Consider the following 22,510-nt stretch of genomic DNA (forward strand, 5'->3'; position numbering starts at 1 on the left):
GCAGCGCGCGCTGCCGCGCTCGACCTGAACGTTCCGGAAGAATATCGTTCCGAGATTATGCGTAATCTGGCACTTATCGGGCAGTATGAGGCGTTGATAATGACGGTCGATCTGCCGGAGAGGCTTGAGCCCGCTTTCGAGTATCATCCGTGAGAGCGATAGAGCTTGCGCGCGCGATCAGGGCAGGAGAACGCTCGGCTGTCTCCGTGATCGAGACCTGTCTCGACCGCGTGACGGCGCGTGACGCTGCGTTGAACGCTGTCACGCGTCTCCTGGCAGAGAGAGCTCTTGGTCAGGCGAGTCTTATCGATTCAGTTGTGGGCAGCGGGGGCGATCCCGGGCCGTTGGCCGGTGTGCCTTTTGGCATCAAGGATCTGTTCGATGTCGAAGGGCTGGTGACGACGGCGGGATCGCGTGTACTGGCGAACGAGCCCCCGGCAACGCTTGATGCGCCACTGGTGTGCCGTCTTGTCGAGGCCGGGGCAATCCCGCTGGCTACCACCAATATGGACGAATTCGCCTACGGCTTTGCGACCGATAATGCGCATTATGGCCTGACGCGTAACCCGCATGATACCACCCGTCTTGCAGGCGGCTCTTCAGGCGGGTCGGCAGCCGGTGTCGCTGCAGGGTATTTTCCGCTTTCGCTTGGTTCTGACACGAATGGCTCCATCCGCGTCCCGGCCTCGCTATGCGGCGTCTGGGGACTGCGCGCAACGCAGAACCGCCTGCCAACCGAAGGATCTTTTCCTTTCGTGGCGAGTCTCGATACGGTCGGGCCTTTTACCGCCAGTGCCGCCGATATGCGTGTTGTGGTGGAAGTGCTGACCGGCGAAACGCTCGCTCGGGTCGAGACGGATGGGCTGCGTCTGGGGCGGCTCGGTGGCTGGTTTGCCACCGATCTCTCCCCGGAAATGGGAGCAGCACTTGATGGGTTTTGTCGCGCTCTGGATGTTCAGCGCGAAATTCGACTGCCCGATGTCGCGGCGGCGCGTGCGGCCGCTTTCGTGATCAGTGCGTCGGAAGGAGGAGCGCTGCATCTCGACCGGCTGCGACGTCAGGCGGCACTTTATGATCCGGCAGTGCGTGATCGCCTTCTCGCCGGGGCGCTGGTTCCGGCGCCGAATGTGTTCAGGGCGCATAAATTGCGTCGCTGGTTCCGGGCACGCATGCACGAGGCTTTCGATACTGCCGATCTCCTGATCGCGCCCGCTGTCGTCGGGGAGGCCCCGCGTATCGAGGCTCCGGTTCTCGTGATTGGCGGAAAGCCCGTTCCGGCACGGGCCAATCTTGGCCTTTATACCCAGCCTCTCACATTGGCTGGATTCCCGGTTCTCACTGCGCCGCTCGCGGTCGACGGGTTGCCGCTCGGCGTCCAGATCGTTGCGCCGCCGGGACGCGAAGACCGGCTGATCGCCTTTGGTGAGGCTCTTGAGCGATCGGGTCTGGCCCTCGCACGAATTCTGGAGGATTGATGCTTTTCAGTGCGCGCTCCCGCAGGGGAATGGTGACGGCTCCGCATCATCTTGCCGCTCAGGCGGGAAGGGATATTCTCAAATCGGGCGGCAATGCTGTCGAGGCGGCGGTTGCCGTCGCGGCGACGCTCTCGGTCGTCTATCCGCATATGACCGGGCTTGGCGGAGACGGGTTCTGGATCATCCGCAGGCCCGACGGGGCCATGAGGGCGATCGATGCCTGTGGCCGACTGGCCCAGAACGCAACACCCTCGCTTTATCGCGGTCTTGACGCGGTGCCGTGGCGCGGCGGTCTGGCCGCCAATACGGTGGCCGGTACGGTCGCCGGATGGAGTCAGGCGCTCAATTATGCAGGGGGAAGCCTGCCGCTCACGACGCTTCTGGCCGATGCGATCGATCATGCCGAGCACGGCATGGTGGTGACCGAGAGTATGGCCGGGCTCATGGCCGCGCATCTCGATGTGCTGAGCTACATGCCCAATTTCAGCGCGCTGTTTCTGCCGTCCGGCGACATGCCGATAGCAGGGAGTGTTCATCGCAATCCGGCGCTGGCGCGCACACTCAGGCGTCTTGCCACGGCAGGGTTGGGCGATTTCTATCATGCAAACTTGCCGATCTGATTGCGTCGGAACTCGCTTCCTGCGGTTCGCCTGTCGGGCTTGACGATCTGAACCATCATGAAGCGGTGGTCTCGGCGCCGCTTGAGACGCAGCTGCATCACGGTCAGTTCTTCAACGTCAATCCACCGACGCAGGGTGCGGCTTCCCTGCTCATTCTGGCCCTTGCCGAGAGGCTCGGAGTAAAGGGCGCCGATACGGTCGAGGATATTCATCGCTGGGTAGAAGCCACCAAGGCTGCCTTCATCTGGCGTGACCACGAGATCGCCGATCCGGCGATCATGGGTGTATCGCCTCAGGCGCTGCTTTCAGACAGCGCCGCCCTCGATGCCATGGCGGCGGGAATCGAGCTCGACCGTGCGGCGCCCTGGCCTCATCCTGTGCAGCAGGGCGATACGACCTGGTTTGGCGTGATGGATGCCGAAGGCTGGGCGGTCAGCATGATCCAGAGTCTCTATTTCGAATTCGGCTCCGGGGTCGTGCTGCCTGAGACCGGGCTGGTCTGGCAGAATCGCGGGTCGAGTTTCGATCTCAGGCCGGGGCGTCTGCGCAGTCTCGTGCCCGGTCGCAAACCGTTCCATACGCTCAACCCCGCCATGGCCGCGCTCAACGATGGCAGTCTGCTGTCTTACGGTACGATGGGCGGTGAGGGGCAGCCCCAGACGCAGGCGGCCATCGTGGCGCGCAATGTCATTGCCGGTCTCGGTTTGCAGGAGGCCATCACGGCACCGCGCTGGCTGCTGGGACGCACCTGGGGCGAGACCACAACCACGCTTAAGATGGAAACACGTTTTGCTCCCGAACTGCTCGAAGGGCTGCGCGAACTGGGGCACGACGTCGAGACTCTTACGGCTTTTGCCACGGCCATGGGTCATGCCGGGGCCATTCGGCGTTATGAGGACGGCACGATGGAAGGCGCCACCGACCCGCGTAGCGATGGCGGCGTTGCAGCGCTTTGAGCCCGATGAGAGATAGAGGCATGAGAGAAGAATATCCGCGCGATCTGCTGGGCTATGGTGCCCATCCCCCGGAGGCAGACTGGCCCGGCGGGGCGCGTATCGCCGTGCAATTCGTGCTGAATTACGAAGAGGGCGCAGAGAATAACGTCCTGCACGGTGACGAGGGATCCGAAGCTTTTCTATCCGAGATGGTTGGCACGCGTTCGGTTCAGGGCGCGCGCTGCATGCAGATGGAAAGCCTTTATGAATATGGCTCGCGCGCTGGATTCTGGCGCTTGCACCGCTTGTTTACCGAGGCTGGCCTCCCTTTGACCGTGTTCGGTGTCGCCATGGCACTCTCACGTAATCCCGATGCCGTGGCGGCCATGCAGGCGGCAGGATGGGAAATTGCGTCTCACGGTCTGCGCTGGATCGACTATCAGGATATTCCCGAAGCGGAAGAGCACAAGCATATCCGCGAGGCGATCAGGTTGCACAAGCAAGTCACTGGCGCTGCGCCGCTTGGCTGGTATCAGGGACGCACCAGCCCAACACGGCCAGGCTCGTCGCACAGGAGGGATGCTTCGTCTATGACGCGGATTCTTACGCTGATGATCTTCCGTATTATGATCGCCGTTACGGCAAGGCACAGCTCATCGTGCCCTATACGCTCGACGTGAACGACATGAAGCTCGTGGCGCTGAACGGTTTTACCGAGGGTGAGCAGTTCTTCCGTTATCTGCGTGACAGCTTCGATATGCTCTATCAGGAAGGAGGGCGCATGATGTCCGTTGGTCTGCATTGTCGCCTCGTGGGGCGCCCGGCGCGTGCCCTCGCGCTGAAGCGCTTTCTTGACCATGTACGGTCGCATCGGGATGTCTGGGTAGCGACCCGGCTCGACATTGCGCGTCACTGGCTTGAAAGGCATCCCGCATGATCGGCGCAGCAAGTCGTGAAGATTTTGTCGACCGTTTCGGCGATCTGTATGAACACAGCCCCTGGATTGTTGAGGCCGTCTGGCCGCAGGCACCTTTTGTCGACGCACAGGCGCTGATTGCGGCTACGTCGCGCGTCGTGCGCGACGCCTCGCCGGAAGAGCAGAAGGCTTTGGTTAAGGCGCATCCCGAGCTTGCCAGAAAATTCGGCGTTGATCCCGATCTGGGGGCGCTTTCCGCTGCTGAGCAGGAGGGCGCCGGGCTCGACCGACTGAGCGAAGCGGAATTCATCTCGTTCCGGGCCCTGAACGATGCATATCAGGCGCGTTTCGAGATGCCTTTCGTCATCTGCGTGCGCCGGGCAACGAAGGAGCGGATGCGACAGGAAATCGAACGACGTCTCCAGCAGACCCCGGAGGCAGAGCTGGCCGAGGCGCTCGACCAGATCGATCAGATTGCCCTGCTGCGCCTGAAGGACAAGACAGCATCATGACGACACTCTCCACTCACGTTCTCGACACGGCGAGCGGCCGCCCCGCTGCCGGAATGCGCGTGACATTGCTGCATGACGACCGCGTTCTCTTTAGTGGTATGACCGATAGCGACGGGCGCTGTGCTGAGCTCAAGGCCATTGGCGTCACCGCAGGCGCGTATGTGCTGCGCTTTGCCGTGGCAGCTTATTTCAGGGCGCACGGACATGTTCTGCCGGAACCCCCGTTTCTGGATGAGGTGCAGATCGATTTCGGCATGACAGGCGCTGGCCATTATCACGTGCCGCTTCTGGTCTCGCCTTTCGGTTACTCGACCTATCGCGGTAGCTGAGATCGTATGATCCTGTCGTCGCGGCAGAATTGAGCGCAAAAAGGGGGAGAAGGGCTGGTGACCCTTCTCCCTCTTTTTAGTCCCTGGTGCGGGGACATACCCCACACCGTGGCAGATCAGAAATTCAAACCTGCCTGCAGGAAGATGTATCGGCCCATATAGAAGCCGCCATAGGTGCTGTCAGCCGAGTTGGAGGCTGCGTTGAGCACGAAAGGCGGGTTCTTGCCCGCGATGTTCTGCACACCGCCTTCGAAGTTCCAGCGCTTCCAAGTATAGCCGATCGAGATATCCTGCTGAACCATTGCAGGCGTCTTGATGCGGGCATTGGCGGCCGGGCTTTCTTCGCTCAGGAAGGCCGAGCCGTCATTCCAGTTCACGCCACCGATATACTGGAACATGTAGGAAATACGAAACGCGTCATGCTGCCATGTGAGGGTCGCATAGTCACGAACGCGCGGGTTGCTGGAGCCATTCTGGTAGAACAGGGCGCCTGTCTGGTTGAGATAGGTGCCGCCCGGCTGCTGCTGCTGCTTGTACTTCACCAGCTGCTGGAAGTTATTGTCTACGATGAAGGCATCGTGATGGGTGAGTTTCCACCGATAGTTGAGATCGAAATCGATGCCGCTGGTCAGCAGGTCGCCCAGATTCTGGTCGATAGCCGAGACAGTGTTGATCTGCCCGTTAGGGAGGCGCGTGATCGAGTTGCAGTACGACTGCACGCTTTCCTGATAGCACTGGTTCAAAATGTACTGGGTCGGAAGCGAACCGACTAGGCCGCCAATCGTGTAGTGCCAGTATTCAACCGAGGCCGAGAGGCCCGGCACCCAGCGCGGCGTGATGATTGTGCCGAACGTGTAAGTGCGACCGGTTTCCGGGTTGAGCGCACGGTTGCCGCCCGAGAGAGTCGGCACCTGACCGGAATTGGCCGAGTTGAAGTTCGCCGGATTGGCTACACCGCCCTTAATGCAATTCGCGACCAGTGTCGGGCTGGTTGCGCCCGCGCAGGATCGGAGGCAGCGGGATAACCGAGGCCGACGCCGCCATATAGCTCATAAACGTTAGGCTGGCGGAAAGACGTGCCGAGCGTGCCACGGAAGCGGATATCACGCGTCGGTGCCCAGTCGATGCCGACCTTCCAGTTCTTCGCCCCGCCAAAGGTGTTATAGGACGAATAACGGCCTTGCCCGTCGATCGACAGATCCTTCGCGAAAGCGACGTCCTTCAGCAGCTGCGCATGACCCTGGATATAGCCCTCGGTCACGTTGAAGCCGCCAGAGGTGGAGGCAACCGTGTTGGTCAGCGAGTAGCCGCTCTGCACCAGCGGATCGGGGTTGTTGGAGAGCTGTTCGCCACGATGCTCCATGCCGAGCGCGATACCGAAATCTCCGCCGCCCTTCCACGGCATGTGGACCACATGGTTGTTGTGGATGCGCAGGTTCAGGTCGCGCAGCTGGTACATGGTGTGTGCGTAGGTGGTGTAGTTGGCGTACTGAACGGCACCGGGCGAAAGGCGCGTAAAGGCGTTGGACTGAACACAGCCAGCCGAACCCGCGCAGGAATTCGGGTTGTAGATGAGAGCGCCATCGGGATCGTTCGGGTTGACGGCGTTTTCGAGGCCCCACTCCTGCAGAAGCTTCGAGTAATTGCCGACGCCCTGTAGCTGGTCGGTATCCTGGCTGACACCGTAGGTATAGGACAGGTCATATTTCCAGTCATGCACGATATCGCCGCGCACACCGAACATGCCAGTTACGGTGTCGCTGGTGTTGTTGTTCGTACGAGAACCGAATTCGCCCAGACGGCGATAGAGCTGCAGATCTTCGCCCGTCGGATTGCCCGGATAATCGGAGGGCAGGATGATCGAATTCGGAAGAGGCGAGGGCGGTACGCTGCCGGTTGCGGGCTCAGGAGCCAGCTGGGCCTTCGACGAACGATGTGCGTAGAGCACATTCGAGTAGACGTCGAAATGCTTGCTGATCTCGTAATGCAGGTCACCCGAGAGGTCGAATCCTGAAGCGCGTTGAGCAGCCACTGGTTCTGGCCGTAGTTATAGCGCTTGCTCTTGCTGTAGGGGCTCAGGCGCCGGTATCGATATTACCGACATACGCATTACCGGTATCCTGGCCGAAATACGTGCCCCCTGGCGTAATGATCGAGCTACCTGCAGGCCCGACTGGGTGGGGTAGTTGCCCGAAGCGCCGAGTGCGGTGGCAGACCACGAGCGGTTGCGCTGCTGAATGCCGCCCTGCGTCATATAGCTGCCGCCAAGGGTCAGGTTGCCCTTGTCGTGGTCGAAATTCCAGCCCTTCATGGCCGAGATCATGCCGGTGCGGTTATCGCCATGACCAGTGATTCCGCCACGGATCGTGACGCTGCCTGTGTTGAGGTCGTGGCGAAGCTTGATGTTGATGACGCCCGACACGGCGTCAGCGCCGTAAAGTTCCGAGCCACCGTCTTTCAGGATTTCGACAGACTGCACCATCTGCACCGGGATGGTGTTGAGATCGATACAATCGTTATTGCCGTTCGGCGTCGTGCGCTTGCCATCGACAAGCACGAGGACGCGATTTCCACCGAGGTTACGCAGATCCACGCAGGCAGCGCCGCCCGTGCCGTTGGTGTTGTTGTTCGTCGTGCCGCTGGAGCCAATCGAGGGCAGACGCGACAGATAGTCGTTAAGGTTCGTCGCCCCAGTCTGCTGGATCTGCTTGGAGGTGACGATCTGCACTGGGTTCGCGCTGGTGTTATTGGCCGTGCTGAGCGCCGAACCGACAACGATCAGCTCTTCGGACTTGCCGCCCGTGCTGAAAGACAGGTTATTCGTCGTTGAAACGTTGCGCAGCGCGTTCTGCGAACGGCTTGGCACCAGTGTCGCCGCTGGTGCGGTCTGCGCACCGAGGATCGGCCATTCGTCGCGCCACGTGCGACGGTGTTTTTATGCTTGGCAGTCGATTTGACAGCCTTGCGATGGTGCGTGCTGGCTGACGCGGTCTGCGCATGGCTGTTTGTCATGGTGCTACAGGCGACAGGGAGATCACCGCGCCAAGAAAAAGACGCGCTCGTCCTCGCAGTTTAACGGTTTTCATGAAGATTAACCCTCGGAATGACTCTGTGTCACGAGGCTGCGGTTTCTGTCATATCATTGCAAGGGCGTTATCGTTTTGTGACGTTGTATTGCGCGTTCAAGCGACAATATGTTGCCGATTTGCATCATTTCGTGTCGCGATCTTTAACGATATACGGGCCGGCATGCGCGTCGGTCTGTCAAAAATACTATTCTTTCAGTGAATTAGCGCAACGGGGCGTTCATGGACGCCGCTGTGACAATTCGAGACACAGTTTGTCCCGCCACATGAGAATCGTGTGGCGGTCACGCAGTGCGAGATCGTAATTGATCGTTGCGAATGTAAGACAGATTTCCGTAACGAGCTGGTTCAGTAGGATTTGAGAAGCCTGTCCAGATAATCCAGCTCGCTTTGCGGGCGTGTTCTGTCGGCGTCTCTGCGGCGCAATTCACGCTCGATTTCACGCGCTTTTTCACGGCTGTCGGCATCAGGTACCGTGCCATCCGTATCGGCGCCCGAATGCCCCTTGCCGAGCTTGCGGCCCAATGGATCACGATCGGCCTTGCTGCCGCCGTCGCCTTCGGAATCCTCGTCGTCGCTATCGGCCTGGTTTTGGTCGCCTTTGCCTTTTCCCCCCTGGGCGTGGTTGCCGGTTCCCATAGTCGGGAGGAGAGCGAGTGGGCCACCACCGTGATTTTTGCCCTTCTGGGCCTCGCTCATTTGCTGACCGGTCTCGGCGAGATCTTTCAGCACCTTGCGGATTGCGCTTTCGGCTGGGCCATCCTGAACATCGGCCAGGGCCTGTCGGACTGCATGCATGTCCTTGTCCGCCTTGGTCAGTCCCTCCATGCTCTTGCCCGTCAACGATTTGATGTCGTCATTGAGCAGCTTTGCCACCATCTGCAGAGCACGTTGAACAGCGTGATCGTCGCGTCGCTGCTCGTGCTGGACCGTCATTTCTTCGGGAGACAGAACTGGCGGCGGAGGAGGTTGGGCCGATTGAGGCTCGTCCATATCGGGGGGCGGCGCCATACCCAGCCGTTTCAGCAATTCTGCCGTCGACATGGTGCTGACATCCTGATTCTGGCCTTGCTGCGCATCGCGTGCATTGCGCTGGCCAATCCCAAGGCGGGCCTGAACATGGTCGAGCAGGGTGGTTTCACGGCGTATCAGATCATGAAGCGCCGCTTTCTGCGCCTGTGCCCGGGCTCGAGCCTGTATTTGCTGCGCAATCTGGGCGAGGTCCTGCGGCGTTGCCGAGCGCATGCGCTCCACCATTTTGGACAGGTCGTCGAGACGTTTCAGGGCATCATCGGAGTGGCCATTGGCCGCGTCGGATTGCAGGCGACGCATGAGCTCGATACCGGATCGCTGCCGTCATTGGCGTCGCCACCCATATCGGGGATCACACTGCCGAGCTGCATGCTGCGTTGCATAAGCGCTTGCATACGCTGGTCGAGCGCGTCACGCAGACGTTTTATCCGCGTTGCCAGTTCCTGCTGTTCTGCCTCGCTACGCCCGTTTTTACCGAGGGCCTGCATATGGGCGATCTGGTCCTGAACCGCTTTCTGGGCAGCGCGGATTTCAAGATTGGCCTGAGCGGTTTCCCGATCAGTGTTGCGCAGGTCTTCAAGATAAAGCGCGACGGCCCAGCACAGGCCGAGAGCGTTCTCTTTTGCGCGCTCTGCATAAGGGTCGTCGAGCTGGGCCGCGGCGTAGAGCAAAGCCAGGGTGCTACCCTTTTCGTTCGCGGGCAGGGTCTGGGCAAGCGTTCTGAGTTCGTCCGCAGTTTGCGCCACAGTTTCGCGGTCAAGACCAAAGCGATGCCTCAACGCGACTAGAGCTCGCGCAACAGGGTCATGGAAAGCCCGGCTGGGCAGGGTGAGCTTCTGAGCAGGACTGGTTGCCTGCCGACCGCTTCGGCTTGTGGCATGGAGTCTGATCGTCACAGCCTCTCCTGCCCAGAGTGAATCGGTCAGGTCGGTTTCGAAAGCGCCCTCTGCTTTCTTGGGCTCGCCCTTCAGGGGGATTGCCAGATCGATGGGCGGGAGGTCTGGCCTGGCGGTGAGGCTGATCTGTGCCGCGAGCTTTGCCACGCCATGCGCTTGGGCCACCTGCCAGGGCAACACGATGTCAGGGTTTTCCTTGGCGATGGTCGGGGGGGCTTTCCAGCGGACTTCAGGGGCGAGATCGGGCTCTATGGTGAAAATCCACTCGCCGATGGTTCGCCCCCGTGACCGCACGGAGAGCCTGCCGCTATGGCTAAGACGCGTGACAAAGCTCCAGCTGCCAGAATCGAGCTGTCTGGTACCGACATCGCTGATATCCACGCCAAGCAGATGCGGGCCAGAGCGCGCGCCCGTAATATGGATGGTCAGCGACGCATCCTGGGGAATACGTGGTGGGGTTGTCTGTCGGGACAGAAAAATCGGGGCGCCGGGTGCGTAATCCGGGAGGTCGACCCAGGCCTCGATCTGCGGTAGCGGCACGTCTATATCATCGACACCCGGCAGAAACGCAGCTTCGAGCCTCGAGGGCGCAGCAGGTCCGGCAAGAATGACGGCGCCCAGCAGGGCTGCGGCGAAAGCGGCCCAGCCGATCCGACGCTCAGGCGTCCAGTTCAGTCGTGGCCAGCCTGTGCGCAACGTGCCGATGCTGCCACGCAAATTTTCCATGTGGCGCCGCCAGAGCGCTGTCTCATCCCCATCGGCAGGTAAGTCATCAAGACCGGCAAGTGGCTGATGGCGCAGGCCGGAGCGCGATTCAATGCGTCGATCTATGGCGCTGGGTCTTGGTGGTGGCAGTCTTGAAAGATGACGCGCCGCAAGAGCAATGGCGCCGCCGCCCACCCCGGCGAGCAGGAAGGCGTGCAGCGTGTCGGGGAGGGATTGCGGCACGCGCAACAGCCCGCTGAGTGCATAACCGCCCACGAGTGCGAGCGGCCACTGCACTGCCGACCAGGCAGATTCAGCCCATAGTACGCGTCGCGCGCGGTGGCGGGCACGGCCAACCCGTTTTTCAAGCATGAGAGGAGACTGTGGCGCGGACGGAGCCATGCTCATTCAGAATCCAGCCACTCCGGAATAATGTCATCTCCCCATAACGCTTCCACACGCTGCCGGGGTCGCACAAGTTTCCACTGACCGTTTTCGATCATCACCTGCGCTGCCAGAGGGCGACTGTTATAGGTCGAGCTCATGACGGCACCGTAAGCGCCGGTGTCGAGCAGCGCGAGCGCATCGCCGGGGCGGACTGCCGGAAGAAGGCGGTCTTTCGCGAAGACGTCGCTCGATTCACAGACGGGCCCGACCACTGTTTGCGGGCCGGTTTCGGCGTAGGCGAGGTCAGGGGCAAGCGGGACGATACCATGCCAGGCGCCGTACAGGCTGGGCCGGGCCAGATCGTTCATGGCGGCATCGACGATCACGAAATCGGATACGCCCTCACGCTGCGCCTTGAGATCGATCACCGAGGTCAGCAGCACGCCCGCAGGCGCAGCGATCCAGCGGCCGGGTTCGATGGCCAGCTTCAGATCGAGCGCGCCGAGCGTCTCGGCGATCGCGCCAGCCAGCGCGGCCGGGGGCGGTGCCAGCTCGTCACGATACCGTACGCCCAGACCGCCACCACAATCGACCACGCTTACGGTCAGGCCCTGAGCGCGCAGCTCGATGACGAGCTCCGCTATGCGCGCATACGCAGCCTTGAACGGAGCGGGAGAGAGAATCTGGCTGCCGATATGGGTAGCCAGACCGCGTATCTCGATACCAGGCAGGGTGCTGGCTTCGCGGTAGAGCGCGACGGCGTCGGCCCAGTCGATGCCGAATTTATCGCCCAGACGGCCTGTGCTGATCTTGTCATGGGTCTCGGCGTCGATATGCGGGTTTACCCTCAGGCCACCGGGGCATGGAGACCGAGCCCGCGAGCAAGCCGGGAAAGACGACGCAGCTCTTCGGCGCTCTCGACATTGATCTGACCCACCCCTTCGCGCAGTGCATGAGTGAGCTCGGAATCGGTCTTGCCAACGCCTGAGAACACGATGGCCGCAGGGGAAATGCCGGCCTGAAGGGCGCGCCTGAGCTCGCCGCCGCTCACGACATCGGCGCCGCACCCTTCCTGCCGCAGCACACTTAGCGTCGCGAGATGGTCATTGGCCTTGAGGGCATAATGAAGCGCAATATCGAGCCCGCGTTCAGTGAAGGCTTTTTTGAGATTGCGCGTGCGCCGACGCAGCGTGCCCGCGCCGGTCACCCAGCAGGGCGTGCCAACCTGATTCGCGATGGTCTGCAAGGGAACACCCTCGAAAAGCAGGCCATCCTGCCCGTCCATATGCAGAGAGGGGCGTGACGCGAGAAGGTTCATGATATCAGGGTCGTGGCGTGTCATGCCAGTTAGATTACAAGGCAACCAGCAGCTTCCAAGCTGGGATTACGCCAGGAGAGGGGAATAATGATGAAAGACGCGCTGATCAGCACCGCGCTCGCTGCCCGTGCGAAGGCCTACGCACCCTATTCACGCTTTCAGGTCGGGGCAGCGCTGCGTTGCGACGGCGAGATCTATAGCGGCTGCAACGTCGAAAATGCCGCCTATCCGCAGGGAAGCTGCGCCGAGGCAGGCGCGATTTCAGCCATGATCCTGGCTGGCGGGCGACAGATCGACGCGATCGTGATCGTGGGTGGGGGCGAGGCTGCCTGCACACCGTGCGGCGGATGCCGTCAGCGTCTGCGTGAATTTTCGTCATCCTCCCTGCCGGTGACGATGGTCAATCCTCAGGGCGCCGTGCTGCTCGAAACGACGCTCGGTGACTTGCTTCCGTGGTCGTTCGGGCCGGAAAACCTCGCATGAGGCGGTGCCTGTGGGTTTGTCAGTTTTGAGGGCGGCCTGTCTCGCGTTGCTGGCGACACTAGAAATCGTTGGCGCCTCTGCTCAGGCGGCCCGAGTTGCCTTGCCGGGAGTTGGAGAGGGCGCGCGCCATGTGATCGATGTGAACCAGGAGCCCTGGCGTATTCTGGGTCGGGTGCAGACCGAGCTTGGGGCGCGCTGCACTGGTTTCATGGTGGCGCCTTCGGTGATCATGACGGCCGCGCATTGCCTCTGGCGCGAGGAAGCGGCGAATTTCGTCCAGCCTTCCAGCATTCACTTCATGCTCGGCTACGACACTGGGGCGTGGCGTGCCACGGCGCGGGCGGTGCGTTTCGTGATCGCGCCAACTTACGATCCCTATCATCCGCTGCGCACCAGTCAGGCCGATCATGCGACCGTTATTCTCGATCACGCGCTCGTCAAAACCAGCGAACTACTCCCGATTATAGCGGCTCAACCCGGTTCCCCTGCCATGCTGGCAGGCTATCAGCAGGACCGCATGGAACTCGCCATGGGCGATCTCGCCTGTCATGTCACTCATGTGCGTGGGCAACTGGTCGATCATGACTGCGCCGCCACGCATGGCGCCAGTGGTGCGCCTCTTCTGGTGAAAGAAGACGGGAAGTGGAGCATTGCGGGGATCGATGTGACAGCTCACGAAGGCCAGGGCGGAACCGCAGTCGGTTTTGTAAGTGAGACGGTTTCTAACGAAACTGTTAGGGGGAAGTAGCGCTCTGTTCTTCGAACTTAACGGCATTGTCACCGTTAACGGAATTCGAATATTTTCCGAAGGACGTGGCGGTTATGTCCGTAGAAGCTCTTCACAGTGCAGGCATTGTAAAAACGGCTCCAAAAGCACCCACTGTGCTTGTGGTGGAAGATCAAGCGCTACTACGTCTTTATGTGTCCGAAATGATATCGGATGCGGGCTACACTGTTCTTTCCGTTGAAAATGCCGATGAGGCACTCTCAGTGATCAAAAGCAATCCAGATATCCGTCTTGTTTTCTCGGATTTCGAAATGCCCAGTGTCATGAATGGGCTGGATCTCGGCTATCATTTGTTCAAGACGCGGCCCGATGTCGCCTTCGTTCTCACTTCGGGGGCAAAAATGGATAAGGGGTTCGCGCTGCCTCCGCGGGGCCTTTTCGTGTCAAAGCCGTTTCTCGAAAGCGACGTCTGTTCGGCGCTCGCCCAACTTGTGCACTAGGCATGAGCCATTTCGACCTTGACGCCGATCGGTACAGGAAATTTCGGATTCTCGAGCCTGGTGTTCGCGACCGAACCAGCGGTGAGCTGTCTTAGCTGAGGCTCTGGCTTCGTTGTGGGAAATGGCTAGTTGATGAGCTGCCAAAGCGCGATATCACCTATCGGAGGGTGAGGCCGTAATAACCGCCTTTTATTTCATGCAGATGGCGCCATCCAGCACTTCGTTCTTCGAGATGAGTGGATTACGGTAGTCAGGCTTGCCTTGCTGGCGTGCAGCTCTGTTTGCCAGAGCCGATGGCACAGGGATGCGATCGAGAGTGCAGCCAGGGGCACAATCATTCATCGTAAAATTATCATGAAGAAATATGGCGCACCCGAAAGGACTCGAACCTCTAACCCCCAGATTCGTAGTCTGGTGCTCTATCCAATTGAGCTACGGGTGCGTGGTGATCACTTGCATGATCACGATGTATACTGGCGCACCCGAAAGGACTCGAACCTCTAACCCCCAGATTCGTAGTCTGGTGCTCTATCCAATTGAGCTACGGGTGCGTCGTGGGGCGGGTTCTACTGTGAGTTTCCGAACCCCGCAAGAGGGAAAAAGAATTTTTTTCAATCAATGGTTTGGACGGGTCATGACGATGTGGGCTCGGCAGGTTGGTGAGCCATAAATACCGCCAATGGCATTGCCCACAGGATAGCCATTGAACACGAGGCTGTAGGGCTTGCGCTGCGCATCCTTCATGTCGAGCTGCGCATGGAAATGCTGCTTGTCGGCGCCGCGCGTGCCTTTCAGGACGAGGGCATTGTCACCCGGTGTGAAACTGACCGTCTGCGAGCCGATCTGCAGGGTCGAATTCGTATCGATGGGACAATTGCCCTGATCGGCAACGAGCGCGCCAGTCCAGAGGCCGATCGGTCCTTGCTCGGCGGCTGCGGGCCTGAGCAGGCCGAAAGCAGAAAGACCGCGCCCAGAAAAGCCGCGCCGGGCAGGTGGCGAAAACGGGAATGCGACATAACGATCTCGTCTGAATGAAGGAATCATGACATTAAGAGGGGCTCAAACGCGTCGTTTGGGATGACGTTGCCCTGCGAACATCCTATACGATGCCCACAGAATTTGCCCATGCACGACGTGTTGAAAGAGCGCTATGACCGACATCGCCCCGCTGAACGCCGATAATCTGGATCTGCAGCTTCACGAGGATCGTATCCTGATTCTCGATTTTGGCAGCCAGGTGACACAGCTCATCGCACGCCGTGTGCGCGAGAGTGGCGTCTATTGCGAGATCTGGCCTTTCACCGCGACAGAAGAAAAAATTCGCGGCTTTCATCCGAAGGGCATCATTCTCTCTGGCAGCCCCGCGAGCGTGCATGACGATAACGCGCCGCAGATTCCCGATGTCGTGTTCGACCTCAATATTCCCGTCATGGGCATCTGCTACGGTCAGCAGGCCATGTGTGCCCGACTGGGTGGCAAGGTCGAGACGCACGAACATCGCGAATTCGGTCGCGCGCATATCGAGATTGCTGAAGATTGCGCGCTCTTTCGTGGCGCTTGGTCGCGTGGTCACCGCGAGCAGGTCTGGATGAGCCATGGCGACCGCGTGACTGCGTTGCCGCCCGGCTTCCGTGCCGTTGCCTGGTCGGAAGGTGCGCCTTTCGCGATCATCGCCGATGAGGGCCGTCGCCTCTACGGCGTGCAGTTCCACCCTGAGGTGGTGCACACGCCTCATGGCGCCGCACTGATCAAGAACTTCACCCATGAGGTTGCAGGCTGCAAGGGTACCTGGACCATGGCCGGGTTCCGCGATCTTGAAATTGCCCGTATTCGCGAGCAGGTTGGCACGGGTCGCGTCATTTGCGGTCTGTCGGGTGGTGTTGATTCTTCAGTTGCCGCCAAGCTGATCCATGATGCGATCGGCGATCAGCTTACCTGCATCTTCGTCGATCCGGGCATTCTGCGTTCGGGTGAAGCGGATGAGGTGGTCAAGACCTTCCGTGGCCGGTTCAATATCAGCCTCATCCATCGTGATGCGTCTGACCTGTTCCTGAATGCGCTGGCTGGCGTGACCGACCCCGAGGTGAAGCGCAAGACGATCGGCCGCCTGTTTATCGAGGTGTTCGAGGAGGAAGCGACCAAGCTTGGTGGTGCACAGTTCCTAGCACAGGGCACGCTCTATCCTGACGTCATCGAATCCATCAGCTTCACTGGTGGGCCCTCGGTCACGATCAAGTCTCATCACAATGTGGGCGGCCTGCCCGACCGCATGGACATGAAGCTGGTCGAGCCTCTGCGTGAGCTGTTCAAGGACGAAGTACGTGCGCTGGGTCGCGAGCTGGGTATTCCCGAGGCGATTGTCGGGCGTCATCCTTTCCCGGGGCCGGGGCTGGCTATCCGTATTCCGGGTGCAATCGACCGCGAGAAGCTCGATCTGCTGCGCAAGGTCGATGCGATCTATCTCGAAGAAATCCGCAATGCCGGACTCTATGATGCCATCTGGCAGGCCTTCGCGGTGCTGTTGCCCGTGCGTACCGTCGGCGTGATGGGCGATGGCCGCACCTATGATCAGGCTTGCGCCCTGCGTGCCGTCACCAGCACCGACGGTATGACGGCTGAAGTGTATCCCTTCGATTTCGGCTTCCTGAACCGTGTGGCCGGTCGCATCGTCAACGAAGTGCGCGGCATCAACCGCGTAACCTACGACATCACCTCCAAGCCCCCCGGCACCATCGAGTGGGAATAAGGATTTTCGGTGCCGCATCCCGGGAAACCAGAATGTGGCATTCGTCTACCTAGACATCGTAACGCGACACATCAGGCTCATGACAAACGACATCGTTCTTTGCGGAATCACTACCTGCGAGACTGTTCGCAAGGCGCGTAAGTGGCTTGAGGGGCAGGGGATTGCGTTCGTTTATCACGATTTGCGCAAGGATGGTCTGAGCGAGCCGGATCTGACAGCCTGGGTCAAGGCCGTGGGTTGGGAGGCCCTGCTCAACCGTTCAGGCACGACTTTTCGCAAATTGCCCGATGCTGACAAACAGGTGACCACCGAGGCACAGGCCGTGTCACTGATGCTGATGCATCCGACTGTGATCAAGCGACCTGTTCTGGTGAGGGGCGATACAGTGACGCTCGGCTTCAAGCCAGAGCTTTACGAAAAGATTTTCTCCTGAGGGCAGCTCCGCAAGGACCTTGCGGCGGGAGGGCTCAGCCTTCCAGCTCGCTATCCCAGTAGAGATAGTCGCGCCAGCTCTCATGTAGATAATTGGGTGGGAAGCTACGGCCATTTTCCTGCAGCCGTCTCGTCGAGGGCTGGACCGGCCTGATGCGGGGATGCATCCCGATTTCCGCAGGCAGTTTCGACCCCTTGATCAGATTACAGGGACTGCAAGCCGTAACAACATTTTCCCAGGTCGTACGCCCACCCTTTGCACGGGGAATGACGTGATCGAAGGTCAGTTCGTGCGTGGGTAATCGGTCATGGCAATACTGGCAGGAAAAATTATCGCGCAGAAAGACGTTGAACCGCGTGAAGGCGGGGCGTCTGGCTGTCGGAATATATTCCTTGAGAGCAATGACGCTCGGCACGCGCATCACGCAGCTTGGCGAGTGAACTTCGACGTCATCATATTCGCTCAATACCGAGACACGGTCCAGAAAGACCGCTTTGACGCTCTCTTGCCAGGACCATAGCGATAACGGAAAGTAAGAAAGCGGGCGAAAATCCGCATTCAATACAAGAGCGGGGAAATGCTGGGCGGTGGCAAGCATCGATCGCATCCTCTTTTACAGGGCAGCACGATCGGATTATCTCAAGCGCGACGGTAAGCCAGCGCTTATAGATATGCGCCGTCTGTCTGATTGACGTGACTATTTCAGCTTTCCGTGAGCAGGGCAAGCGAAGGTTTGATGACAGGATTTCACACACGTTTTGCGCCGAGCCCGACCGGATTTCTGCATCTCGGTCATGTTGCTTCGGTCTGTCACGCACGAGACCTTGCGGGCGTGCAGGGCAAGTTCTTGATTCGTATCGAGGATATCGATCCTCAACGGTGTCTGCCGCGTTTCGAACAGGCGCTTCTGGACGATCTGGGGTGGCTCGGTTTTGTCAGTGACGAGGCGATTATGAAACAATCCGAGCATATACCGTTTTACCGTGCGGCGCTCGATCGCCTGCGTCAGGAAAGACTTGTCTATGCCTGCTCCTGCTCGCGCGCTCAGGTTCAGGCCAACGCGCAGGGGTATGCCCCGGATGGCAGCCCCGTTTATGGCGGCGCATGTCGTGGAGCGAGGCTGGATCCCCAGCAGCCGCATGTCTGGCGCCTGGATATGGACAAGGCTCTCAGGCGGCTGGGCATGAGTCCCTCATGGCGGGAGGCGAGCGGATTACGCATCTCGGGGCGTGCCGAGCAATTCGGCGATGTCGTTCTCGGACGCCGCGACAATGGTGTCTCCTACCATCTTTGCGTCACTTGCGACGATGCGCGTCAGGGCATCACACTGGTGACGCGCGGGGCCGATCTTTTCGAAGCGACGTCAGTGCATCGCGTGTTGCAGGAACTGCTTGGCTTTCCGGAACCGCTTTACGCCCATCACGGCTGATCTGCGACGAGACCGGACGCAAGCTCTCAAAGCGCGATGGCGCCGAGAGCCTGCGGGCGCTGCGGGAAAAAGGCCTTACTGCGCCTGAACTGATTGCTCTGGCGCGGCAGGCCCTGGGAGCGGCAGAAATTATTCCGGCGGGTAGGAATGCGGATAGGTAATGGCGCTTGCTGGGCCGGGGGCATGAGGCGCCCCCTTCTTGCCGCAAGCCGTCAGCATGACCGCGCCAAGCAGGGTGAAGCAAAGCAATCGAGCTGAAATCTTCATGCAGCATTCTCCTCAAGACGTGCCAACCAGGCCTGTGCTGCACGGGTGACGCTTTCAGGGGCCGTGCCGCCCTCGCTGGTGCGGGAGGCGAGGGAAGATTCGACGGTCAGCACCTCGAAAATGCTCGCATCGATCTGGGCCTCGACGCTCTGCATTTCCTCAAGCGTGAGATCGGCCAGATCGCAGCCCTTGGCTTCGGCCATGCCGACCAGACGCCCGGTAACGTGATGCGCCGTGCGGAAAGGCAGGCGCGGCACGCGTACCAGCCAGTCGGCAAGATCGGTGGCCGTAGCGAAACCGGCCCCCGCGAGGGCGCGCATCTTGTCGGTATTGGCCGTCATGTCACGGATCATGCCATCCATCGCCGCCAGAGACAGGGTTGCGGCTTCGGTTGCATCGAATACCGGCTCCTTGTCTTCCTGCGTGTCTTTGGCATAGGCGAGGGGCAGGCCTTTCATGACCATCAGCAGGCCCATGAAATCACCGGTGATACGCCCGACCTTGGCGCGCACAAGCTCCGCTGCATCGGGATTTTTCTTCTGCGGCATGATGGACGAGCCGGTCGTGAAGCCGTCGGACAGGCGCACGAAGCTGAACGGCGCCGAGCACCAGAGCACCAGCTCTTCCGACAGGCGCGACAGGTGCATGCCGAGCAGCGAGAGTGCGGAGAGATATTCGAGCGCAAAGTCACGATCCGAGACCGAATCCAGGGAGTTCGCCGTGGGGCGGTCGAAGCCCAGTAGCGACGCCGTGAAGCGACGATCGATCGGGAAAGAGGTGCCAGCCAGTGCGGCAGAGCCCAGAGGGCATTCATTGAGTCGTGCCCGCGCATCGCGCAGGCGGTCTCGGTCGCGCGATAGCATTTCGACATAGGCAAGCAGGTGATGGCCGAACGTGACTGGCTGCGCCACCTGAAGATGGGTGAAGCCCGGCATGGCATCGGCTGCGTGCTGCAACGCACGCGTGGCCAGAGAGCGCATGAGCGCCGAGATCTGGCCGCTGATGCCATCAATCGCGTCGCGCACCCAGAGGCGGAAATCTGTCGCCACCTGGTCGTTGCGCGAGCGTGCTGTATGCAGGCGCTTGCCAGCCTCACCGATGTGCTCAGAGAGACGTGCCTCGATATTCATGTGAATATCTTCGAGATCCTGCGAGAAATCGAAATTGCCCGCTTCGATGTCGCGCGCAATCCCGTGCAGCCCGTCGCGGATTTCCTGTTCCTCGGCAGCGGTCAGCAAGCCGACGCGTGCCAGCATGGCGGCGTGAGCCAGCGAGCCGCGTATGTCCTGACGCCATAAATTCCGGTCGAAATCGATCGAGGCATTGATATCGGCCATGATGGCGGCGGGGCCAGCGGCGAAGCGGCCGCCCCATTGCGGGTTGGCCAGTCTGGTTTCGGTCTCGGTCACGGGGTTGTCCATGGCGTAGGGATTATGGTCAAGAAGACGCTAACCTAGTCAGTCAGCATGGTGCGCGCAATTCATGAGCGGTTTTCTGCCTCTTCTCGGCCCCGAAGATCCGGCGCCCTTCCGAATCACGAAAGCGACAGCGGAAGGTCCGTTCGTGCTGGTCAGCGATCATGCAGGCCGCGCCGTGCCTCAATGTCTGGGTCGTCTGGGCGTCGCAGAGCCGGAGTGGGAGCGTCACATCGCCTGGGACATCGGCATTCATGGGGTCGGCGTCGTGCTGTCCGGCCTGCTCGGTGCCGATCTGATCGAGCAGGTCTATTCGCGTCTTGTGATCGACAGCAATCGCGCCCCCGGTCATCCGACCTCCATCCCGACGATCTCCGACCGGACCGAGATTGCAGGTAACAAGGCGCTGTCAGTCGCCTGTCGGGCACGGCGCGAGCGCGAGATACTGCATCCCTATCACGATCGGATCGCCGAGACCCTGCGCGCCAGAACGGGGCCGACGGCGCTCATTGCCCTGCACAGCTTCACGCCTGCCATGAATGGCGTCGCGCGTCCGTGGGATGTCGGGATCCTGCACCACCGCGATACGCGCTCAGCGCGCATCATGCTCGATTTGTTGCGGCAGGAGGGCGATCTCTGTGTGGGCGATAATGAACCCTATGTGCTGACGGCAACATCGGATTATACCGTGCCTTACCATGCAGAGCGGGCCAATCTGCCCTATCTGGAGATCGAGATCCGTCAGGATCTGATAGCTGACGAGGCGGGACAGAAATCTTGGGCACAGAGACTGGCGCGGCTGTTGCCGCTTTACTGGAACGCCATCTCGAAGGAGGCTGAGCCTCGACGAGGCCCGTGCGGCACTCGCTGCGCTGTTCCCCGAAGGTGTGCCGCAACTTGCTGCCGTGACGGGCTGGCCGCTGACCTATACGCGCTCGCCCATTCTTCATAATTACTGGTGCGCGCGCTATGGCATCAATGGGCTCTATTTGCGCCTGCCGCTCGCGCCTGAGCATTTTGAGCGTGGCATCCGTGCCTTGCAGGCGCTCGGCTTTGCCGGGCTTAATGTCACGATCCCGCATAAGGAAGCCGCCTTTGCTCTCGTCGACCGCATGGTGCGTCGGCGCAGCGCGCAGGCTCGGTGAACACGCTGATTTTCGAGCCCGATGGGCAGATACGGGGCGAATGCACCGACGGGTTCGGCTATCTGGATTCCCTGCGCGAGGCCGGGGTAACCCTGCCTTGCAAAACGCTGGTTCTGGGGGCGGGGGGGGCGTCGCGTGCGGTCTGTGCCGCATTGCTCGATGCCGGGTGCACGCTCACTCTGGCCAATCGCACCTATAGCCGTGCAGAAAATATCGTGGCGGCGCTCGGCGATGGAGATGTGATCGACTGGTCACGCTGGACAGACTGCCTCGCCGAATTCGACCTGCTGGTGAATACGACTTCGCTCGGCATGACTGGGCAGGAGGGGCACGACTGGGCAAGTTGCCTGACAAAGGCCGATGAAGCGCTCGTGGTATCGGATATCGTCTATATGCCGCTCGAAACGCCGCTTCTGGCCGCAGCACGAGCCCGCGGCCTGAAAGGTGTCGATGGGCTCGGCATGCTGATCCATCAGGCACGGCCGGGCTTCGAGGCTGGTTCGGTGTCTATCCCGAGGCTGATCCCGTTTTGCGCGCCCGTCTTGTCGAGACGCTTGAGTGACGGGGTTGCTGCGCTGACATGATCGTTCTGGGTCTCACGGGAGGAATGGGCGCTGGCAAGACGACCGTGGCGCGCTTCATGCGCCGGGTGGGCTGGCCGGTTTTCGACGCTGATCTGGCCGTGCATGGCTTGCAGGCGAAAGGCGGAAAGGCCGTTTCCGCCATTGCGCGACGCTGGCCGCAGGCTGTGCGTGACCATGCGGTTGATCGCGTGGCGCTGCGTCGGGCCGTCATAGGGCATCCGCAGGAAATCGCCGCGCTTGAAGCGATCATTCACCCTCTGGTGCGCAAAGAACGACGGGCCTTTTTGCGGCGCATGACGCGGCGTGGGGTCAGGATCTGCGTGCTCGATATTCCGCTTCTGTTCGAGACCGGGGCCGATCGCGACTGCGGCGCCGTAGTCGTGGTAACCGCGCCTCTCGCCGTGCGTCTGCGTCGCGTCATGAAGCGTCGATCGTTGAGCGAGGAGCAAGCGCGTCATCTTCTCGCACGGCAGATGAGCGACCGTGATCGCAACAGACGTGCCGATCATCTGTTGCGCAATGGCTCTCACGCGGCCATACCGCGCGACAATTGAAACGCCTGATAACGAG

22 protein-coding genes, 2 tRNA genes and 4 pseudogenes are annotated in these 22,510 nt (G+C 60.5%); 15 read left to right on the forward strand and 13 right to left on the reverse strand.

Annotated features, from left to right (window positions below):
• Positions 1-57 precede the first annotated feature (57 nt).
• The 6 genes and pseudogenes from JCM25414_RS25250 (at position 58) to uraH (ending at position 4,787) form a co-directional block, all read left to right on the forward strand.
• Positions 58-153 (forward strand): hypothetical protein, encoded by a 96-nt coding sequence (locus JCM25414_RS25250; protein ID WP_242403561.1) that lies wholly within the window; start codon positions 58-60, stop codon positions 151-153.
• Complete coding sequence (locus tag JCM25414_RS12270; protein WP_035443381.1) at positions 150-1,475, forward strand: AtzE family amidohydrolase; 1,326 nt, start codon at positions 150-152, stop codon at positions 1,473-1,475. Before JCM25414_RS25250 ends, JCM25414_RS12270 begins: the two co-directional genes overlap by 4 nt.
• Positions 1,475-3,051 (forward strand): annotated as a pseudogene (locus tag JCM25414_RS19990) (gamma-glutamyltransferase family protein). The gene JCM25414_RS12270 and the pseudogene JCM25414_RS19990 overlap by 1 nt, the downstream one beginning before the upstream one ends.
• Before the next feature lie 20 nt (positions 3,052-3,071).
• Positions 3,072-3,967: pseudogene (puuE, locus tag JCM25414_RS19995) on the forward strand (allantoinase PuuE).
• Positions 3,964-4,458 carry a 2-oxo-4-hydroxy-4-carboxy-5-ureidoimidazoline decarboxylase gene (uraD, locus tag JCM25414_RS12285; RefSeq protein ID WP_025841836.1) on the forward strand — a complete coding sequence of 165 codons (495 nt, stop codon included), beginning with the start codon at positions 3,964-3,966 and terminating at the stop codon, positions 4,456-4,458. Before puuE ends, uraD begins: the two are co-directional and overlap by 4 nt.
• Complete coding sequence (uraH, locus tag JCM25414_RS12290) at positions 4,455-4,787, forward strand: hydroxyisourate hydrolase (RefSeq protein ID WP_025841837.1); 333 nt, start codon at positions 4,455-4,457, stop codon at positions 4,785-4,787. Before uraD ends, uraH begins: the two co-directional genes overlap by 4 nt.
• A 116-nt stretch (positions 4,788-4,903) precedes the next feature.
• Here the strand turns inward: uraH and JCM25414_RS25255 are convergent, their stop codons facing one another.
• The 6 genes and pseudogenes from JCM25414_RS25255 to lysA all read right to left on the reverse strand — a co-directional run bounded on the left by JCM25414_RS25255 (position 4,904) and on the right by lysA (position 12,235).
• The gene (locus JCM25414_RS25255) at positions 4,904-5,698 is read right to left on the reverse strand and encodes a TonB-dependent receptor domain-containing protein (protein ID WP_025841838.1); all 795 of its coding nucleotides are present in this window, start codon (positions 5,696-5,698) and stop codon (positions 4,904-4,906) included.
• Positions 5,699-5,736: 38 nt separating this feature from the next.
• Entirely contained in the window at positions 5,737-6,819 is a 1,083-nt protein-coding gene (locus JCM25414_RS25260) for a TonB-dependent receptor domain-containing protein (protein ID WP_025841839.1), read from the reverse strand.
• Positions 6,820-6,834: 15 nt separating this feature from the next.
• Entirely contained in the window at positions 6,835-7,653 is an 819-nt protein-coding gene (locus tag JCM25414_RS25265; protein ID WP_025841840.1) for a TonB-dependent receptor plug domain-containing protein, read from the reverse strand.
• A 568-nt stretch (positions 7,654-8,221) separates the two neighbouring features.
• Positions 8,222-9,205 carry a DUF4175 family protein gene (locus JCM25414_RS26120; RefSeq protein WP_051535872.1) on the reverse strand — a complete coding sequence of 328 codons (984 nt, stop codon included), beginning with the start codon at positions 9,203-9,205 and terminating at the stop codon, positions 8,222-8,224.
• Positions 9,154-10,914, reverse strand: coding sequence for a DUF4175 family protein (locus tag JCM25414_RS26125; protein ID WP_051535873.1), 1,761 nt, complete (start codon positions 10,912-10,914; stop codon positions 9,154-9,156). Before JCM25414_RS26125 ends, JCM25414_RS26120 begins: the two co-directional genes overlap by 52 nt.
• Positions 10,911-12,235: pseudogene (gene lysA / locus JCM25414_RS20010) on the reverse strand (diaminopimelate decarboxylase). The gene JCM25414_RS26125 and the pseudogene lysA overlap by 4 nt, the downstream one beginning before the upstream one ends.
• Positions 12,236-12,298: 63 nt before the next feature.
• Between lysA and JCM25414_RS12320 the strand changes: the two are divergent.
• From JCM25414_RS12320 to JCM25414_RS12330, 3 genes are all read left to right on the forward strand, one after another.
• Positions 12,299-12,694: a cytidine deaminase gene (locus tag JCM25414_RS12320; protein ID WP_025841841.1), complete on the forward strand. Its 396-nt coding sequence runs from the start codon at positions 12,299-12,301 to the stop codon at positions 12,692-12,694.
• A 10-nt stretch (positions 12,695-12,704) separates the two neighbouring features.
• On the forward strand, positions 12,705-13,442 hold the full coding sequence (locus JCM25414_RS12325) for a trypsin-like serine peptidase (RefSeq protein ID WP_242403557.1): 738 nt from the start codon (positions 12,705-12,707) through the stop codon (positions 13,440-13,442).
• Positions 13,443-13,516: 74 nt separating this feature from the next.
• Entirely contained in the window at positions 13,517-13,921 is a 405-nt protein-coding gene (locus JCM25414_RS12330) for a response regulator (RefSeq protein WP_081775921.1), read from the forward strand.
• Positions 13,922-14,110: 189 nt separating this feature from the next.
• On the opposite strand, the gene JCM25414_RS23410 is transcribed toward JCM25414_RS12330, so the two are convergent.
• The 4 genes from JCM25414_RS23410 to JCM25414_RS20015 all read right to left on the reverse strand — a co-directional run bounded on the left by JCM25414_RS23410 (position 14,111) and on the right by JCM25414_RS20015 (position 14,965).
• Entirely contained in the window at positions 14,111-14,263 is a 153-nt protein-coding gene (locus JCM25414_RS23410; protein ID WP_159101767.1) for a hypothetical protein, read from the reverse strand.
• A 23-nt stretch (positions 14,264-14,286) separates the two neighbouring features.
• Positions 14,287-14,363 (reverse strand) — tRNA-Arg (locus tag JCM25414_RS12340).
• A 32-nt stretch (positions 14,364-14,395) separates the two neighbouring features.
• A tRNA-Arg gene (locus JCM25414_RS12345) sits at positions 14,396-14,472 on the reverse strand.
• Between the two features lie 64 nt (positions 14,473-14,536).
• Positions 14,537-14,965 (reverse strand): hypothetical protein, encoded by a 429-nt coding sequence (locus tag JCM25414_RS20015; protein WP_025841844.1) that lies wholly within the window; start codon positions 14,963-14,965, stop codon positions 14,537-14,539.
• Positions 14,966-15,071: 106 nt separating this feature from the next.
• On the opposite strand from JCM25414_RS20015, the gene guaA reads away from it, so the two are divergent.
• Positions 15,072-16,667 carry a glutamine-hydrolyzing GMP synthase gene (gene guaA, locus JCM25414_RS12355; RefSeq protein ID WP_025841845.1) on the forward strand — a complete coding sequence of 532 codons (1,596 nt, stop codon included), beginning with the start codon at positions 15,072-15,074 and terminating at the stop codon, positions 16,665-16,667.
• Between the two features lie 79 nt (positions 16,668-16,746).
• A complete protein-coding gene (locus JCM25414_RS12360; protein ID WP_025841846.1) occupies positions 16,747-17,100 on the forward strand; it encodes an arsenate reductase in 354 nt (117 codons plus the stop codon).
• Between the two features lie 34 nt (positions 17,101-17,134).
• Here the strand turns inward: JCM25414_RS12360 and JCM25414_RS12365 are convergent, their stop codons facing one another.
• Complete coding sequence (locus tag JCM25414_RS12365; protein WP_025841847.1) at positions 17,135-17,698, reverse strand: HNH endonuclease; 564 nt, start codon at positions 17,696-17,698, stop codon at positions 17,135-17,137.
• Between the two features lie 138 nt (positions 17,699-17,836).
• Between JCM25414_RS12365 and JCM25414_RS20020 the strand changes: the two genes are divergently transcribed.
• Complete coding sequence (locus tag JCM25414_RS20020; RefSeq protein ID WP_051535874.1) at positions 17,837-18,529, forward strand: glutamate--tRNA ligase family protein; 693 nt, start codon at positions 17,837-17,839, stop codon at positions 18,527-18,529.
• Positions 18,530-18,658: 129 nt separating this feature from the next.
• On the opposite strand, the gene JCM25414_RS23810 is transcribed toward JCM25414_RS20020, so the two are convergent.
• Together JCM25414_RS23810 and argH are read right to left on the reverse strand one after the other, a co-directional pair.
• Complete coding sequence (locus JCM25414_RS23810; protein ID WP_199897635.1) at positions 18,659-18,796, reverse strand: hypothetical protein; 138 nt, start codon at positions 18,794-18,796, stop codon at positions 18,659-18,661.
• The gene (argH, locus tag JCM25414_RS12385; RefSeq protein ID WP_025841848.1) at positions 18,793-20,217 is read right to left on the reverse strand and encodes an argininosuccinate lyase; all 1,425 of its coding nucleotides are present in this window, start codon (positions 20,215-20,217) and stop codon (positions 18,793-18,795) included. Before argH ends, JCM25414_RS23810 begins: the two co-directional genes overlap by 4 nt.
• Positions 20,218-20,278: 61 nt before the next feature.
• Between argH and JCM25414_RS12390 the strand changes: the two genes are divergently transcribed.
• From JCM25414_RS12390 to coaE, 3 genes and pseudogenes are all read left to right on the forward strand, one after another.
• A complete protein-coding gene (locus JCM25414_RS12390) occupies positions 20,279-21,163 on the forward strand; it encodes an N-formylglutamate amidohydrolase (RefSeq protein ID WP_025841849.1) in 885 nt (294 codons plus the stop codon).
• Positions 21,084-21,918 (forward strand): annotated as a pseudogene (gene aroE / locus JCM25414_RS20025) (shikimate dehydrogenase). The gene JCM25414_RS12390 and the pseudogene aroE overlap by 80 nt, the downstream one beginning before the upstream one ends.
• 18 nt (positions 21,919-21,936) lie before the next feature.
• Positions 21,937-22,494, forward strand: a complete 558-nt coding sequence (gene coaE, locus JCM25414_RS20030; RefSeq protein ID WP_242403559.1) for a dephospho-CoA kinase — start codon at positions 21,937-21,939, stop codon at positions 22,492-22,494.
• Positions 22,495-22,510 lie beyond the last annotated feature (16 nt).

The sequence above is a fragment of the Asaia platycodi JCM 25414 genome (assembly GCF_000614545.1).
In the GTDB taxonomy this organism is placed as follows: Bacteria; Pseudomonadota; Alphaproteobacteria; order Acetobacterales; family Acetobacteraceae; genus Asaia; species Asaia platycodi.

Bases quoted from the DNA above. Each gene is read 5' to 3' on its own strand.
- uraD (WP_025841836.1), top strand. From the start codon at position 3,964: ATGATCGGCGCAGCAAGTCGTGAAGATTTTGTCGACCGTTTCGGCGAT.
- JCM25414_RS26125 (WP_051535873.1), bottom strand. From the start codon at position 10,914: ATGAGCATGGCTCCGTCCGCGCCACAGTCTCCTCTCATGCTTGAAAAA.
- JCM25414_RS12330 (WP_081775921.1), top strand. From the start codon at position 13,517: ATGTCCGTAGAAGCTCTTCACAGTGCAGGCATTGTAAAAACGGCTCCA.
- JCM25414_RS12360 (WP_025841846.1), top strand. From the start codon at position 16,747: ATGACAAACGACATCGTTCTTTGCGGAATCACTACCTGCGAGACTGTT.
- uraH (WP_025841837.1), top strand. From the start codon at position 4,455: ATGACGACACTCTCCACTCACGTTCTCGACACGGCGAGCGGCCGCCCC.
- JCM25414_RS25250 (WP_242403561.1), top strand. From the start codon at position 58: ATGCGTAATCTGGCACTTATCGGGCAGTATGAGGCGTTGATAATGACG.
- JCM25414_RS26120 (WP_051535872.1), bottom strand. From the start codon at position 9,205: ATGCGTCGCCTGCAATCCGACGCGGCCAATGGCCACTCCGATGATGCC.
- coaE (WP_242403559.1), top strand. From the start codon at position 21,937: ATGATCGTTCTGGGTCTCACGGGAGGAATGGGCGCTGGCAAGACGACC.
- JCM25414_RS20015 (WP_025841844.1), bottom strand. From the start codon at position 14,965: ATGATTCCTTCATTCAGACGAGATCGTTATGTCGCATTCCCGTTTTCG.
- argH (WP_025841848.1), bottom strand. From the start codon at position 20,217: ATGGACAACCCCGTGACCGAGACCGAAACCAGACTGGCCAACCCGCAA.
- JCM25414_RS12390 (WP_025841849.1), top strand. From the start codon at position 20,279: ATGAGCGGTTTTCTGCCTCTTCTCGGCCCCGAAGATCCGGCGCCCTTC.
- JCM25414_RS23410 (WP_159101767.1), bottom strand. From the start codon at position 14,263: ATGAATGATTGTGCCCCTGGCTGCACTCTCGATCGCATCCCTGTGCCA.
- JCM25414_RS23810 (WP_199897635.1), bottom strand. From the start codon at position 18,796: ATGAAGATTTCAGCTCGATTGCTTTGCTTCACCCTGCTTGGCGCGGTC.
- JCM25414_RS20020 (WP_051535874.1), top strand. From the start codon at position 17,837: ATGACAGGATTTCACACACGTTTTGCGCCGAGCCCGACCGGATTTCTG.
- guaA (WP_025841845.1), top strand. From the start codon at position 15,072: ATGACCGACATCGCCCCGCTGAACGCCGATAATCTGGATCTGCAGCTT.
- JCM25414_RS12320 (WP_025841841.1), top strand. From the start codon at position 12,299: ATGATGAAAGACGCGCTGATCAGCACCGCGCTCGCTGCCCGTGCGAAG.
- JCM25414_RS12365 (WP_025841847.1), bottom strand. From the start codon at position 17,698: ATGCTTGCCACCGCCCAGCATTTCCCCGCTCTTGTATTGAATGCGGAT.